Raw genomic sequence first — 13623 nt, 5'->3', positions numbered from 1 at the left:
CGTCTGACGACGTGACTTACTTCGCCGGCTTGGCCGCATCGTCCCCGGCGCCGGGCATCGCCTCGGCCGGAGCCGCCTTGGGCGTTGCAGCATTGTTGTCCTGGCCGGCCGCACCGGTCTCGGCCGCGCAGCTCTCCGAGGTCGACTGCAGGAAGGCGAAAATCTCCTTCTGGTCGGGCTCGCCGACACGGCCGTCGCCCAGCATGCGCTCGGCCACTGGCGGCGCCACGACGCTGGCGATCAGATAGTCGCGCTGCGGCGCCGACAGATCCTCCATCGCGGCCTCGCCGAGACAGGTGCAGGCGGCCGGGCTCATCTCCTTCATCTGGACAGCGCAGAGACCGGCGATCATCTCGATCTGGTTGTCGTCGGACACCCGGGGCAGCTCGAATTTCTCGCCGACCTCGTTGCTCGGTGCGACAGGGGCGCGTTTCGCCTCCTCGTCGGTGACCGCAGAACCGCCCGGCGCACCCGACGCGGTTGCGTCGCTGGCCTCGCCGCCGGAGGCGGCCGGGGCTTCGGGCGTTTCGGTCGCCGCCGGCTCGGTCGGCGTCGGCGCGCCGGCCGTCGATTCCACCGCCGGCTTCGCGTCGCTGCCCTCGGCCGTCGTCCCGTCCTGGGACTGGGCAAGGGCCGGCGCCGCCGTCAGTGCAAGGAAGGCGATGCCGGCAAGGGCGACGCGGGTCGTTCTGATCATGGTGTCCTCCGAATTCTGTGGTCGTCCGGCCGTTCTGTCGGGCCGTTCAGCGGTGTCCCGTCGGTCAATCTAGGGCCCGTGACCGAGCCTGTCAGGATGGCGAATCGCCCCCTCCCCGGAGCGATCCGTCTCAGCCTATCCAGAAATAATAACCGGCGAGAATCAGGCCGATGGCGATGACGAACAGCCGCACCGCGATCTGCGGCACCCGCTTGGCTGCCCACACGCCCGCATAACCGCCCAGCGCCACGCCCGGTATCATCGCCAGCGCGCCGGGCCAGTCGACGACGCCGCCCGAGACGAAGACGATGATCGCGGTGATGGCGATGACATTGGCGAGAAGGTTCTTGATGGCGTTCAGCCGGTGATAGTCGCCGCCCTCGGTCAGGCCCAGCGTCGCCAGCATCATGATGCCCATGCCGGCGCCGAAGAAGCCGCCATAGATCGAGGTGAAGAACTGGACGATCGGGCTGGCGAAATTGCGCCCCTCGGCCGCCGCGTCCTGGTGCTTCGGCTTCGGCTTCAGCCAGGGACCGGCCGCAAACAGCGCCGTCGCGCCGAGCAGCAGCCAGGGCACCACCGCCGAGAACTGCGCGTTGTTGAGGTAGAGCAGGAACAGCGCGCCGCCGAGCGAACCGATGGCCGAGACCACCGCCAGGACGAGGACGCCGCGCCACATCTTGGCGAAGTCCTTGCGATAGGCCAGCGTCGAGGTGATGTAGCCTGGCAGCTGGGCGATCGACGACGTCGCGTTGGCCACGATCGACGGCACGCCGATCAGGGTCAGCGCCCCGAAGGAGATGAAGGTGCCGCCGCCGGCGACCGCATTGATGGCACCGGACACGAAACCTGCGAGAAACAGGAGGGCAATGACGAGGACGGACATGCGAGAAGACCTTGGAGCGCCGGCCGCACGCCGGCGTGGCGAGCGGTGGCCTGAAGCGGGAACGACGCGCGCGCGGCCGCGCGGCATCGTCACAAGGGCTTCGCACGATCCCCGCGGAGCGACAAGACGGAGGCGTCTTGCGCAGCTGCGCGCATGGATCGGGACGGATTCCGGTCCGTTCTTCGCTCGCAGCTAGTGACAAGCCGGCCAAAGCGTTGTATGGGCACCACCGATTTCCTCAGAATAACTTGACCGTCCCGGCGGCCATGTCGGCTGAGACTAAACTCATCCGGCATGAAACGAATTGAGGCTATGCCATGAACATCATCTCTGAACTCGAGGCCGCCGAGGCCGAACGGATCAACGCGATCCGCACCATTCCCGAATTTTCCGCCGGCGACACGCTGCGGGTGAACGTCAAGGTGACCGAAGGCACGCGTACCCGCGTGCAGGCCTATGAAGGCGTCTGCATCGCGCGTTCGGGCGCCGGCATCCAGGAGAACTTCACCGTTCGCAAGATCTCCTACGGCGAAGGCGTCGAGCGCGTCTTCCCGATGTATTCGCCGATGCTCGATTCGGTCGAGGTCGTGCGCCGCGGCAAGGTGCGTCGCGCCAAGCTTTATTACCTGCGCGATCGTCGCGGCAAGTCGGCCCGTATCGTTGAGGCCACCAACGTCCGTGCGCGCAAGCTGAACGACGAGGCCCGTCAGGTCGCCGTCGCCGAGCGCGACCGCGCCAAGGCCGAGAAGCAGGCTGCCAAGGACGCCGCCGCCGAGTAATCGGCAGCAGGCATCTTCGTCAGATTTTCAAAGCGGCCTCCGGGCCGCTTTTTTTACGCCCGGATGGAAAGGGATTGTGCCGCGACGGGTCAGGCGCGTCCGCGGCCGAGCCCATCGTCGCCGTCGTCGCCGGCCGGGTCCCAGCCCCATTGAACCCGCGCCCACAGGCGTTCATGCAGAAGATAGACGCAGAAGCCGACGCCGCCGGAGGTGAGGGCAAGGATGCCGCCAGAGGTCAGCGATCCGGTGAAGAGATAGCCGAGGGCCGACATGGTCACCAGACCGAGCCCCTGCCAGGAGGCGGCTTTGGTCAGGCTGCGCATGCGGGTTTCCATAGCTGGGATCTCTCCTGTGCGGGCGGGGGCTGCGCGACGGGCAGCGTCGCCGGTTGTCGTTGGCGGGACACAAACGGCTTCGAGCGAGGCTCCACCATTCGTGCGGACGCCCTCTCCATAGCTCGGCCACCCGGTCCGGGGTATTCCGTGAATTCTCATGGTTGAAGTCACGTTCGCAGATTTTATCCCCAAAACGTGATAAACTTCACGGATGATGGACAAGCGCCAACGCTCCCGGCTGTTCCGAGAACGCCTCGCCAGCGCAATGACGGCGACCGGCATGACCAAGAGCGCCCTCGCCCGGGCCACCGGCGCCGATCGCTCGACAGTGTCGCTGATTCTCTCGTCCGACGACGGACGCTTGCCCAACACCCAGTTCGCGGCCGAATCGGCCTCCGCCCTCGGCGTTTCGTCCGACTGGCTGCTCGGCCTGACCGATCGACCGGAGCGGACGGCCGAGATGCTGCAGGCGTCCATGCGGATCGAGGAGGCCGCGCGAGCGCCCTCCGACGAACTGATCTTCCGCTGGCACGAGGAAGCCCGCGGCTACAAGATCCGCCATGTGCCGGCAACCCTGCCCGACATGCTGAAGTCGGAGGAGGTGCTGCGGTTCGAATATGGCGACTTCCTCGGCCGCACCTCCGACCAGGCGATCGCCGACATGCGCGACCGGCTGGACTACCTGCGGGCCCCCGACACTGACTACGAGATCGCAATGCCGATCGATGCGCTGGAGGGGTTTGCCGCCGGCGAGGGCTATTGGCGCGGCCTGCCGGCGGCCGAGCGCCGCGCCCAGCTCGAGCGTCTGCGGCAGCTGACCGAGGAGCTCTACCCCTCGCTCCGGCTCTATCTCTTCGACAGGAAGAAGGTGTTCTCGGCGCCCGTCACCGTGTTCGGCCCGCTGCAGGCGATCATCTATGTCGGGCAGTTCTACCTCGCCTTCCGCGAGCGGCGGCAGGTTCTGGAACTGACCCGCCATATCGACGGCCTGATCCGCGAATCGGAGTTCGAGGCCCGGCACACCCCGGCCTTCATCCGCAAGCTCGCCGTCCCGGACTGACGCGGATCAGCCGTTGGCGGTCAGTTCCGAGGCGTTGGTGCGATCGTTGACCGTGCGCAACGTGTCGGCCGGCGCCGAACCTTTGCCCAGCACGCTGAACGACCCGTCGGTCTCCAGCACCACCGCATCCACATTGGCCATCGCGGCATGGCCGCTCGAGCGCATCGCGGCGATCACCTCGTCCTCGGTCACCCGCTCGTGGCGCAGCGCCGGCCCCAGAAACCGGCCGCGGAAGAACAGCAGCGTCGGCTCGGCCTTGATCATGTCGCGGAACCGCGCCGAATAGAGCGACGCGCTGGCCACGCCATATTGCAGCGCGCACAGGAGCAGGAACGCCACCAGCCCTTCTGTCAGGGTCACATCCTTGCTGAGGAGCACCGTGGCCAGCGTCGAACCGAGCGCCACCGTCACCACCAGGTCGAAGGCGTTCATCTTCGACAGGGTGCGCTTGCCGGTGATCCGCAGCAGGAAGACGAGGCCGGCATAGGCCAGCGCCCCGACGGTCACGATGCGGAAAAGGTCGTACCAGCTGTCGAAGAACATGATCGCTCGGCTTTGTCCGGGTTCGCTTCTGGCACCGGGGATCGCGGAGCGCCCCGACATGCCGCTTGGAAGAGCCAATCGCCGAAGCGCGCGACGGTTCCCGCCGCCATCGCAGGAAAGCGCACGCGCCGACACCGCGCCCCGATTGTCACCTGCCGCAGCAATCGCTATTTTGTGCCCATGCATCGGATCCGGGACATGAAGGCGCGTCGACGCCTGCCGACCAGCGAGGGCTTCGCCAAGCTCTCCGACCACGCGCGGCTGCCGGGACGTTTCTTCTATCGCCTGTTCGCCGCCGACGGCCTCTAGGCGCCAGGATGCGAGGGCCACGAGCCCCCCGCCCATCGTTTCATCCATGCACAGACCGGCCGGAGCACGACGCCCGCCGGAGAAGGACCGACCCATGAGCCAGGCCAAACCGCGCACCCTCTACGACAAGATCTGGGACGAGCATCTCGTCGCCCAGCAGGAGGACGGCTCCTGCCTCCTCTATATCGACCGCCATCTCGTTCACGAGGTCACCAGCCCGCAGGCCTTCGAGGGCCTGCGCCTGACCAACCGCAAGGTCCGCCAGCCCGAGCGCACCCTCGCCGTCGTCGACCACAACGTGCCGACGACCGCCGACCGGGTGAATGGCATCAAGAACGAGGAAAGCCGTATCCAGGTCGAGGCGCTGGCGAAGAACGCCGCCGATTTCGGCATCGAATATTACGACGCCGCCGATCGCCGCCAAGGCATCGTCCACATCATCGGCCCCGAGCAGGGCTTCACCCTGCCCGGCATGACCATCGTGTGCGGTGACAGCCATACCTCGACCCATGGCGCCTTCGGGGCACTCGCCCACGGCATCGGCACCTCCGAGGTCGAGCACGTGCTCGCCACCCAGACGCTGATCCAGTCCAAGGCGAAGAACATGCTCGTCCAGGTCGACGGCGCGCTGCCGGAGGGCGTGACGTCGAAGGACATCATCCTCGCCATCATCGGCCAGATCGGCACCGCCGGCGGCACCGGCCACGTCATCGAATATGCCGGCGAGGCGATCCGCGGCCTGTCGATGGAAGGTCGCATGACCATCTGCAACATGTCGGTCGAGGCCGGGGCCCGGGCCGGCCTGATCGCGCCCGACGAGACCACCTATCGCTACATCGAGGGCCGTCCGCGCGCGCCCAAGGGCGAAGCCTTCCAGATGGCCGTCGATTACTGGCGCAGCCTCGCCTCCGACGAGGGCGCCCATTACGACAAGATCGTGCATCTGGACGCGGCGAACCTGCCGCCGATCGTCTCCTGGGGCTCCTCGCCCGAGGACGTCGTCTCGATCGACGGCGTCGTGCCGGATCCGGCCGCCATCGAGAACGAGAACAAGCGCAAGTCCAAGGAGCGCGCGCTTGAATATATGGGCCTGACGCCGGGCACGAAGATGACCGACATCAAGGTCGACAAGATCTTCATCGGCTCCTGCACCAATGGTCGCATCGAGGATCTGCGGGAAGCCGCCAAGGTCGTCGAGGGCCGCCGTATCGCCGAAGGCGTGTCGGGCATGATCGTGCCGGGCTCGGGCCTCGTGAAGGCGCAGGCCGAGGAAGAGGGCCTCGACGTCATCTTCAAGGATGCCGGCTTCGAATGGCGCGAGGCGGGTTGTTCCATGTGCCTCGGCATGAACGAGGACCGGCTCGAAGCCGGCGAGCGCTGCGCTTCGACCTCGAACCGCAATTTCGAGGGCCGGCAGGGCTACAAGGGCCGCACCCATCTGGTCTCGCCGTCCATGGCGGCCGCCGCCGGCATCGCCGGTCACTTCGTCGACATCCGCGACTGGCGCTAGGGGCACGAGCCGCGTCGCCGCCGAGCGGCGGCGCATCGCCCTTGATCATAGGGCCTGCAAGGGGCGGCACCGGCAACGGGGCCGCCCTTTTCGCGTGTATCCGACCCTGCGTCACAGGCTTGACGCCCGCCGCGTTCCGGTCGACACAGACCGGATGGAAATTCCGGCCCCCGATATCGACATTGAGCGCCTGCGGCTGGGCGATGCGCGCGATCTGGCGCCGCTGATCTCGGCCTATAACCAGTCGCTGTTTCGCGGCCCGCCGGGCGCACCTGACACGTACTATGCCGAGCAATTGCTGCAGGACCGCACCGCCGAGGTGCTGGGCGCGCGGCTGAACGGCCGGCTCGTCGCCTTCGTGATCTTCTACGACCTGCCGGATGTGTGGACCGGCATGCGCTCGGGCCTTGCCGATCATATCTATGTCGACCACCAGCATCGCCGGAAGGGCATCGCCAAGGCGATGATCGATCTTCTCGCCGAGGAGGCCGACGGTCGTGGCTGGTCGAAGCTGGTGCTGCACGCCCCGCGCACGCCCGGCACCGGACGCGGTCTCTACGAAAAGGTCGCCGATCCCGCCGACTGGGCGAGCTACGTCATCCGCTTCCGCGACCGCGATCCGTCCCAGCGCTGATTCGCCGCGCGCATCGGCTCCGGCGGCGACCCGCCCGTCGCGCGCCTTCTTGCCGCGCCTAATCGATTAAGCCGAACCGCCCCCAGCGATCCCGCGCCCAAAGGGTTGCTTTCGCAATTGCGATAAGCCTTTTAGAAGCGTTCCGATCGCTGTAGGGGAAGGGCAACCCGGCCCCCGCGCACAGCGCCTGGCCAATGCGAGGACAAGAAGGCACCCATGTCCGACCTCAAGACTGCGCGGCCACTCTCGCCGCATCTTTCGATCTACCGATTCCGCCCGACCATGGCGATGTCGATCCTGCACCGCATCACCGGTTCGGCGCTCTATGTCGGCACGCTGCTCTTCGTCTGGTGGCTGATTGCCGCCGCGAGCGGCCCGGAGGCCTTCTCCTATGCCTCGGCCTTCTTCGGCTCGATCATCGGCCGGATCATCCTGTTCGGCTACACCTGGGCGCTTCTCCACCACATGTTCGGCGGCATCCGCCATCTGATCTGGGACACCGGCATCGGGCTCAGCAAGGAGACGTCGACGAAACTGGCCCAGGCCACCCTCGTCGCCTCGCTTGCGCTGACGCTGATCCTGTGGGTCGGCATCGTGGTCTTCGGCTGAGGGAGGATAATTCCATGACTGAGATGAGAACCTCGCTTCGCCGCGTCCGCGGCCTCGGCTCCGCCCATGAGGGCACCGGCCATTTCTGGCAGCAGCGCCTGTCGGCGATCTCCAATCTGGTGCTGATCACCGGCTTCGTGATCCTGCTGATCGTCCTGCACGACCAGCCCTATGCCGAGGTCCGCGCGGCCCTCGCGCATCCGCTGGTGGGACTGCTGGTCGCACTGACCGTGATCTCCTTCACCTACCATATGCGTCTCGGCATGCAGGTGATCATCGAGGACTATGTGCACGGCACGACCAAGCTGCCGCTGCTGATCCTCAACAATTTCTTCGCCATCGCCATCGCCGTCGCGAGCCTGTTCGCGATCGCCCGGATGAGCTTCGGAGTCTGACCATGGCCACGAACGGCACCAACGCAAACGGCCAGCCGCACCGCACGGCGCCGTCCCAGAACGGCAAGGCCTACGAATTCACCGACCACACCTTCGACGTGGTCGTCGTGGGCGCCGGCGGCGCCGGCCTGCGCGCCACCCTCGGCGCTGCCCAGGCCGGCCTGAAGACCGCCTGCATCACCAAGGTCTTCCCGACCCGCTCGCATACGGTCGCGGCCCAGGGCGGCGTCGCCGCCTCGCTCGGCAACATGGGCAAGGACGACTGGCGCTGGCACATGTACGACACCGTCAAGGGGTCGGACTGGCTGGGCGACCAGGACGCCATCGAATATCTGGTGCGCAACGCGCCGGCCGCCGTCTACGAGTTGGAGCATTTCGGCGTGCCCTTCTCGCGCACCGAGGACGGCAAGATCTACCAGCGCCCCTTCGGCGGCATGACCACCGAGTTCGGCCAGGGCCCGGCCGCGCAGCGCACCTGCGCCGCCGCCGACCGCACCGGCCACGCCATCCTGCACACGCTCTACGGCCAGTCGCTGCGGCACTCCTCGGAGTTCTTCATCGAGTATTTCGCCATCGATCTGATCATGGACGAAGAGGGTGTCTGCCGCGGCGTCGTGGCGCTCTGCCTCGATGACGGCACCATCCACCGTTTCCGCGCCAAGAAGACGATCCTGGCCACCGGCGGCTACGGCCGCGCCTATTTCTCCGCCACCTCGGCCCATACCTGCACCGGCGACGGCGGCGGCATGGTCCTGCGCGCCGGCCTGCCCCTGCAGGACATGGAATTCGTGCAGTTCCACCCGACCGGCATCTACGGCGCCGGCTGCCTGATCACCGAGGGCTCGCGCGGCGAAGGCGGCTATCTGACCAATTCCGAGGGCGAGCGCTTCATGGAGCGCTATGCCCCCTCGGCCAAGGATCTGGCCTCGCGCGACGTCGTCTCGCGCTCGATGACCATGGAGATCCGCGAGGGTCGCGGCGTCGGCAAGAACAAGGACCACATCCACCTGCACCTCGATCATCTCGATCCGGCGGTGCTGGCCGAGCGGCTTCCGGGCATTTCGGAATCGGCCCGGATCTTTGCCGGTGTCGACGTCACCAAGGAGCCGATCCCGGTGCTGCCGACCGTCCATTACAACATGGGCGGCATCCCGACGAACTTCCACGGCGAGGTCCTGACCAAGAAGGACGGCAATGCCGATACGGTCGTGCCGGGCCTGATGGCCGTCGGCGAGGCCGGCTGCGTGTCGGTGCACGGCGCCAACCGGCTCGGCTCCAACTCGCTGATCGATCTGGTCGTCTTCGGCCGGGCTGCCGGCCTTCGCTGCGCCGAGACGGTCAGCGCGGCGGAAGAGCAGCCCGACCTGCCGGTCGGTGCCGGCGACAACGCGATCGCCCGCCTCGACCGCTTCCGCTATGCCAACGGCGCGACGCCGACGGCGGAACTGCGCGCCGACATGCAGAACACCATGCAATCCAACTGCGCCGTGTTCCGCACCGGCGAAATCCTCGAGGAAGGCCACGCCAAGATCCACGAGGTCTGGAAGGCGTCGGACGACATCCGCGTCACCGACCGCTCGCTGATCTGGAACACCGACCTGATCGAGACGCTGGAATACGACAATCTCATCGCCCAGGCGGTGGTGACCATGGATTCGGCGCGCAACCGCACTGAGTCCCGCGGCGCCCATGCCCGCGAGGATTTCCCCGATCGCGACGACGCCAACTGGATGAAGCACACCCTGTCCTTCTGCGACACGGTCGCCAAGACCGTCACGCTTGAGGATCGACCGGTGCACACCTACACGCTGTCGAACCAGATCGACTACATCGAGCCGAAGAAGCGGGTCTACTAGGACCCGTCGGCGGGCTTCGGCCCGCCGGCTTTTCGCTGACTAGCGGGACTTGCCCGGCAGGAGGTCGGGCCGCCGTTCGCGGGTCAGCCGCTCGGCCTCGTCATGGCGCCAGCGCGCCACCGCCCCATGATCGCCCGAGGTCAGCACCGGCGGGATCGTCCGGCCTTCCCATTCGGCCGGCCGGGTATAGTGCGGATGCTCCAGGAGCCCGCCTTCGAAGCTCTCCGCATCGCCCGACACCGCATTGCCCATGACGCCGGGCAGAAGCCGCACGACTGCGTCGAGCAGCACCAGCGCGCCGACCTCGCCGCCCGACAGGATGTAGTCGCCGATCGAGATCTCCTCGAGGCCGCGTCCCGCGATCACCCGCTCGTCGACGCCCTCGAAGCGACCGCAGACGATCACCGCCCCCTCGCCCGCCGCCAACTCGCGGACCCGTTCCTGGGTCAGTGGCCGGCCGCGCGGGCTCATCAGGATACGCGGCCGGGTGTCGGCCTCGGGCGCGGCGTGGTCGAGCGCTGCCGCCACCACGTCGCTGCGCATGACCATGCCCGCGCCCCCGCCCGACGGCGTGTCGTCCACCATGCGATGGCGGCCGACGCCGAAGTCGCGGATCTGCACCGTCTCCAGCGCGAAGTCCCCGCGCTCCAGCGCGCGGCCCGCCAGCGATACGCCGAGCGGGCCGGGAAACATCTCCGGATAGAGCGTCAGGATGGAGGCGCGGAAGCTCATGGGCGGATCAGCCGAGCGGCTGGACGGCGCCGGCTTCGATGATCTTCAGGTCGCGGTGCAGCACCTCGACCGAAGCCAGCGCGACGCGCCAGGCGGCGACGTGGTCGGACTTGGCATGCCGCTCCAGGTCCTCGCGGGTCTCCCATTCCTCGTAGACGCGCAGAAGGCCCGGCTCGACCATGTCCTCGGCGAAGGAATAGACGATGCAGCCCTGCTCTTCGCGGGTCGCGGCGATGACGGTGCGGGCGGCCTCGCGCACCCGGTCGAGATCAGCCGGGTCGAGACGCTGGATGCCGGAAACGATGATCATGTGTGTCCTCCCTCAGAAAACGGCAGCCGGCCCCCTCGCCGGCGTGCCTACCGGCAGGTGGTTACGCAATCGGGCGGTGCGAGTAAACTGCGCGCCGGGCGGGCGTCCTAGCGGGCGTCGCGATCGGCGCCACCTTCGGCCTCGCCGCCGTCTTCCGGCGCGTCGTCGGGCGTCGCCAGTCCGGCGGGGCCCGGCTCGACCACCATCAGCCGCCGCTCCGCGTCGATCACCGGGATCGCCGCCTCGGAGAAGGGGATCATCAGGGTCTGCCCCTTGGTCGGGCGGATCTCGACGATGTCGCCGGCGTTGAAGTCGTGGAAAGCGATGACCGTGCCGACGGCGTCTCCAGCGACGGTCTCGACCGCGTAGCCGACGAGATCCTCCAGATAGAACTCGTCGTCGTCCGCCGGCTCGGGCAACACCGAACGATCGACGAAGAGCTTGCGCCCGTTCAGCCGTTCGGCGTGGTTGCGGTCGGCGACCTCCTTGAAGCGGACCACGACGACGTTCTTGGCGACCCGCGCCGACAGCACCGTGTAGCGATTGCCCGAGGCGTCGACGAGCGGCCCGTAGGCGCCGAGATCGGTCGGGTCGGCCGTGAACGAGCGCACGCGGCACTCGCCCTTGATGCCCTGGGCCCCGCCGACGACGCCGAGAAGGACGGGGTTCTCGAGCTTGCCGGTCTCAGACATGGGCGATCTCGCCATGGGACGGATCGCGCTGTGCGCTCGCTTGCTGCATCGGGAACGACTCATTCATGCGCGGGATGGGACAAGGTCACGACATAGCCCGCCCCGCCCGCCTTGGCGACAGCGGGCATGCGCGTGACGCCGGTCTCAGTTCAGCAGCGACTGCGCCTCGCGGCGGCGATCGCGCTTCTCGTCGGCATAGTGCTTGCGCTTGGCCTCGTACATCCGGGCGTCGGCGCGCTTGACCGTCGCCTCCAGGCGCTCGCCGGGCTCGGCCGTTGCCACGCCCAGCGAGAAGGACAGCTCCGCGCCGGTGTAGAACTGGTTGTTGACCTCGACCAGCTCGACGATGTTCTGGGCCATCTGCAGGCCGTCCTCCTCGCTGCTGGCCGGCATCATCACCACGAATTCGTCGCCCCCGATCCGCGCCACATGGCAGGGCTCGCGCACCGCTTCGTTCAGCACCTCGCCGGCCCGGCGCAGCAGCGCGTCGCCGGCCGCATGGCCCATCACGTCGTTGACCGTCTTCAGGCCATTGAGGTCGGCAACGATGATCGTCACCGGCGTCGGGCCCTTGCGCTCCAGCCGGTTCAGCTCGTCGACGAAGAACGAGCGGTTGTAGAGCTTGGTCAGGATGTCGTGCTTGCCGAGATATTCCAGATAGGCCTCGGCCTTCTTGCGGGCGGTGATGTCGGTCAGGGCGACCTGCACCAGCGACCAGTCGCTCTCGCGCCCTGGAAACACCGAGAACTGCATGTGGACATGGAGCTGGTCGCCGCTGAGGCTGTAATTGACCACCTCGCGCTGCTGGAACAGCTTGCCCTCCCACAGATCGACGAGCTGCTCGCGGAAATGCTGCTCCATGGCGTCGCGGAACACCTCGCCCAGCCGGCTGAACAGATCGTCGCGGCTCTCCGCGCCGAACAGCTGCAGGGTGTGCTCGTTCACATCGATGACGCGGATCTCGGACAGGCACCGGCTGACGAAGTCGGGATGGACGTCGACGAAGGTCCGGAAATCGGTGATGCCGCGCTCCCGGACATCGTCGATCAGCGCCTTGACCTCGGAGAAATCCTCCACCCAGAGCGAGACCGGCGAATATTCGAACAGGCCGCGTGCAAAGCTCTCGCTGACCGCCAGTTCCCGGCGCTGGTCCTCGCGCTCGGTCACGTCCTCGGTGGAAATCAGCAGCCGTTCCCAGTCGCTCTCGTGGCCGGGCAGGAGCCGGGCCTTGAGCTGCACGTCGAGGCGCTTGCCGGTCAGCGTGTAATTGACCGCATAGCTCTCGAACTCGGTCTGCCCCTCCCAGAGCTGGATCAGCTCTTCCTTGTGGCTGTCGAGCATGTCGCCCGAAAAGACCTTGTCGAGATTGTCGCAGATGCTCTGGAAATTGTCCGCCTCGAACAGGTCGAGGGTGCACTGGTTCACGGCGATCAGCCGGATCCTCTGTGCCGCGGCGGCGACGCGCGACGGATCGGCGTCGAGATGCTCGCGGACCGAGATGATTCCTGCGGCGCGCCATTCCTCGAACAGCGCCTTCACCCCGCTGTAGTCCTCGATCCACAGCGGCACGGGGGCCAGGTCGAAGATCGCGGTCTCGGCCCAGCCGTCGGGGCCGTTTCCGAGGCCGTCGGCCGGGTCCAGTCTTGCATCGGGCATGTGAAGCAGTATCCCTCCTGAGGACGACCACTCCGGAACATTCCGATGCCGCCCCTGCTCAAACGGCGCCCAGAGGCGCCGTTTGCACAAGGATGATGCTACGCCAAGCTTACTTGACGCTTTACTCGGCGGAAGCGGCTTCCTCGGCCGGAGCCTCTTCGGCCGGCGCGTTCTTGGCCGCTTCGGCCTCCGCTGCGGCCGCTGCGGCGTCTTCCTCACGCTGCTTGCGCTCGGCCTCGCGCTCCTGGGCCTTCTTGCCCGGCAGGCCCTTGGTCGGGTTGGCGCGGGACGGACGGCTCATGATGCCGGCCTGGTCGAGGAAGCGCAGGACGCGGTCGGTCGGCTGTGCGCCCTCGGCGAGCCAATGCTTGATCCGCTCCTCGTTCAGCGTGACGCGCTGGGCGTCCTTCGGCAGCATCGGGTTCCACGAGCCGAGCTGCTCGACGAAGCGGCCGTCGCGCGGCGAACGGGCGTCGGCAACGACGACGTGGTAGTAGGGCCGCTTCTTGGAGCCGGCACGGGCGAGGCGCATCTTCAGGGGCATGGGTCTTGTCCTTTGGTTCGAGATCGGCGGCGCGCCGATCGGTTCGATAGTGCGTGTTCAGGTCGTTCGGTCGGGC

16 protein-coding genes are annotated in these 13623 nt (G+C 67.3%); 7 read left to right on the top strand and 9 right to left on the bottom strand.

The genetic code is table 11. The features are described from left to right. Nucleotides 1-16: 16 nt before the first annotated feature. Both SI859A1_RS00575 and SI859A1_RS00570 read right to left on the bottom strand, forming a co-directional pair. Nucleotides 17-697 carry a hypothetical protein gene (locus SI859A1_RS00575; RefSeq protein ID WP_009207940.1) on the bottom strand — a complete coding sequence of 227 codons (681 nt, stop codon included), beginning with the start codon at nucleotides 695-697 and terminating at the stop codon, nucleotides 17-19. A 130-nt stretch (nucleotides 698-827) separates the two neighbouring features. After that, the gene (locus tag SI859A1_RS00570) at nucleotides 828-1583 is read right to left on the bottom strand and encodes a sulfite exporter TauE/SafE family protein (protein WP_009207939.1); all 756 of its coding nucleotides are present in this window, start codon (nucleotides 1581-1583) and stop codon (nucleotides 828-830) included. A 317-nt stretch (nucleotides 1584-1900) separates the two neighbouring features. Between SI859A1_RS00570 and rplS the strand changes: the two genes are divergently transcribed. Beyond that, a complete protein-coding gene (rplS, locus tag SI859A1_RS00565) occupies nucleotides 1901-2362 on the top strand; it encodes a 50S ribosomal protein L19 (protein WP_009207938.1) in 462 nt (153 codons plus the stop codon). A gap of 89 nt (nucleotides 2363-2451) precedes the next feature. On the opposite strand, the gene SI859A1_RS00560 is transcribed toward rplS, so the two are convergent. After that, entirely contained in the window at nucleotides 2452-2685 is a 234-nt protein-coding gene (locus SI859A1_RS00560) for a DUF2061 domain-containing protein (RefSeq protein ID WP_202797857.1), read from the bottom strand. Between the two features lie 292 nt (nucleotides 2686-2977). Here SI859A1_RS00560 and SI859A1_RS00555 point away from each other — a divergent pair, with 292 nt between their 5' ends. Next, nucleotides 2978-3757, top strand: a complete 780-nt coding sequence (locus SI859A1_RS00555; RefSeq protein WP_202797856.1) for a transcriptional regulator — start codon at nucleotides 2978-2980, stop codon at nucleotides 3755-3757. A gap of 6 nt (nucleotides 3758-3763) precedes the next feature. Here the strand turns inward: SI859A1_RS00555 and SI859A1_RS00550 are convergent, their stop codons facing one another. Continuing rightward, nucleotides 3764-4300 (bottom strand): DUF421 domain-containing protein, encoded by a 537-nt coding sequence (locus tag SI859A1_RS00550; protein ID WP_009207935.1) that lies wholly within the window; start codon nucleotides 4298-4300, stop codon nucleotides 3764-3766. 403 nt (nucleotides 4301-4703) lie between these two features. On the opposite strand from SI859A1_RS00550, the gene leuC reads away from it, so the two are divergent. The 5 genes from leuC to sdhA all read left to right on the top strand — a co-directional run bounded on the left by leuC (nucleotide 4704) and on the right by sdhA (nucleotide 9613). Continuing rightward, nucleotides 4704-6119: a 3-isopropylmalate dehydratase large subunit gene (gene leuC / locus SI859A1_RS00545; RefSeq protein WP_040324908.1), complete on the top strand. Its 1416-nt coding sequence runs from the start codon at nucleotides 4704-4706 to the stop codon at nucleotides 6117-6119. Between the two features lie 154 nt (nucleotides 6120-6273). Further along, nucleotides 6274-6753 (top strand): GNAT family N-acetyltransferase, encoded by a 480-nt coding sequence (locus tag SI859A1_RS00540; protein ID WP_009207933.1) that lies wholly within the window; start codon nucleotides 6274-6276, stop codon nucleotides 6751-6753. Nucleotides 6754-6969: 216 nt separating this feature from the next. Next, entirely contained in the window at nucleotides 6970-7362 is a 393-nt protein-coding gene (sdhC, locus tag SI859A1_RS00535; protein ID WP_009207932.1) for a succinate dehydrogenase, cytochrome b556 subunit, read from the top strand. A gap of 14 nt (nucleotides 7363-7376) precedes the next feature. Further along, nucleotides 7377-7757 carry a succinate dehydrogenase, hydrophobic membrane anchor protein gene (sdhD, locus tag SI859A1_RS00530; protein ID WP_009207931.1) on the top strand — a complete coding sequence of 127 codons (381 nt, stop codon included), beginning with the start codon at nucleotides 7377-7379 and terminating at the stop codon, nucleotides 7755-7757. 2 nt (nucleotides 7758-7759) lie between these two features. Continuing rightward, the gene (sdhA, locus tag SI859A1_RS00525; protein ID WP_009207930.1) at nucleotides 7760-9613 is read left to right on the top strand and encodes a succinate dehydrogenase flavoprotein subunit; all 1854 of its coding nucleotides are present in this window, start codon (nucleotides 7760-7762) and stop codon (nucleotides 9611-9613) included. Nucleotides 9614-9652: 39 nt separating this feature from the next. Here sdhA and trmD read toward each other — a convergent pair whose 3' ends face one another. The 5 genes from trmD to rpsP all read right to left on the bottom strand — a co-directional run bounded on the left by trmD (nucleotide 9653) and on the right by rpsP (nucleotide 13547). Continuing rightward, the gene (trmD, locus tag SI859A1_RS00520) at nucleotides 9653-10345 is read right to left on the bottom strand and encodes a tRNA (guanosine(37)-N1)-methyltransferase TrmD (protein ID WP_009207929.1); all 693 of its coding nucleotides are present in this window, start codon (nucleotides 10343-10345) and stop codon (nucleotides 9653-9655) included. 7 nt (nucleotides 10346-10352) lie between these two features. Then, complete coding sequence (locus SI859A1_RS00515; RefSeq protein WP_040324905.1) at nucleotides 10353-10655, bottom strand: putative quinol monooxygenase; 303 nt, start codon at nucleotides 10653-10655, stop codon at nucleotides 10353-10355. Nucleotides 10656-10762: 107 nt separating this feature from the next. After that, nucleotides 10763-11347 carry a ribosome maturation factor RimM gene (gene rimM / locus SI859A1_RS00510; protein WP_009207928.1) on the bottom strand — a complete coding sequence of 195 codons (585 nt, stop codon included), beginning with the start codon at nucleotides 11345-11347 and terminating at the stop codon, nucleotides 10763-10765. Between the two features lie 144 nt (nucleotides 11348-11491). Further along, nucleotides 11492-13003, bottom strand: a complete 1512-nt coding sequence (locus tag SI859A1_RS00505) for a sensor domain-containing diguanylate cyclase (protein ID WP_050767380.1) — start codon at nucleotides 13001-13003, stop codon at nucleotides 11492-11494. Nucleotides 13004-13124: 121 nt separating this feature from the next. Next, nucleotides 13125-13547, bottom strand: a complete 423-nt coding sequence (rpsP, locus tag SI859A1_RS00500) for a 30S ribosomal protein S16 (protein ID WP_009207926.1) — start codon at nucleotides 13545-13547, stop codon at nucleotides 13125-13127. Nucleotides 13548-13623: the final 76 nt, after the last annotated feature.

It is taken from the genome of Aurantimonas manganoxydans SI85-9A1 (assembly GCF_000153465.1).
Taxonomy (GTDB): Bacteria; Pseudomonadota; Alphaproteobacteria; order Rhizobiales; family Rhizobiaceae; genus Aurantimonas; species Aurantimonas manganoxydans.
This window is presented reverse-complemented; position numbering and strand designations above follow the sequence as displayed.

Coding starts and splice junctions, on each gene's coding strand:
- trmD (WP_009207929.1), bottom strand. CDS start 10,345: ATGAGCTTCCGCGCCTCCATCCTGACGCTCTATCCGGAGATGTTTCCC.
- SI859A1_RS00540 (WP_009207933.1), top strand. CDS start 6,274: ATGGAAATTCCGGCCCCCGATATCGACATTGAGCGCCTGCGGCTGGGC.
- SI859A1_RS00560 (WP_202797857.1), bottom strand. CDS start 2,685: ATGCGCAGCCTGACCAAAGCCGCCTCCTGGCAGGGGCTCGGTCTGGTG.
- SI859A1_RS00555 (WP_202797856.1), top strand. CDS start 2,978: ATGACCAAGAGCGCCCTCGCCCGGGCCACCGGCGCCGATCGCTCGACA.
- leuC (WP_040324908.1), top strand. CDS start 4,704: ATGAGCCAGGCCAAACCGCGCACCCTCTACGACAAGATCTGGGACGAG.
- SI859A1_RS00505 (WP_050767380.1), bottom strand. CDS start 13,003: ATGCCCGATGCAAGACTGGACCCGGCCGACGGCCTCGGAAACGGCCCC.
- SI859A1_RS00550 (WP_009207935.1), bottom strand. CDS start 4,300: ATGTTCTTCGACAGCTGGTACGACCTTTTCCGCATCGTGACCGTCGGG.
- SI859A1_RS00570 (WP_009207939.1), bottom strand. CDS start 1,583: ATGTCCGTCCTCGTCATTGCCCTCCTGTTTCTCGCAGGTTTCGTGTCC.
- rimM (WP_009207928.1), bottom strand. CDS start 11,347: ATGTCTGAGACCGGCAAGCTCGAGAACCCCGTCCTTCTCGGCGTCGTC.
- SI859A1_RS00575 (WP_009207940.1), bottom strand. CDS start 697: ATGATCAGAACGACCCGCGTCGCCCTTGCCGGCATCGCCTTCCTTGCA.
- sdhD (WP_009207931.1), top strand. CDS start 7,377: ATGACTGAGATGAGAACCTCGCTTCGCCGCGTCCGCGGCCTCGGCTCC.
- sdhA (WP_009207930.1), top strand. CDS start 7,760: ATGGCCACGAACGGCACCAACGCAAACGGCCAGCCGCACCGCACGGCG.
- rpsP (WP_009207926.1), bottom strand. CDS start 13,547: ATGCCCCTGAAGATGCGCCTCGCCCGTGCCGGCTCCAAGAAGCGGCCC.
- sdhC (WP_009207932.1), top strand. CDS start 6,970: ATGTCCGACCTCAAGACTGCGCGGCCACTCTCGCCGCATCTTTCGATC.
- SI859A1_RS00515 (WP_040324905.1), bottom strand. CDS start 10,655: ATGATCATCGTTTCCGGCATCCAGCGTCTCGACCCGGCTGATCTCGAC.
- rplS (WP_009207938.1), top strand. CDS start 1,901: ATGAACATCATCTCTGAACTCGAGGCCGCCGAGGCCGAACGGATCAAC.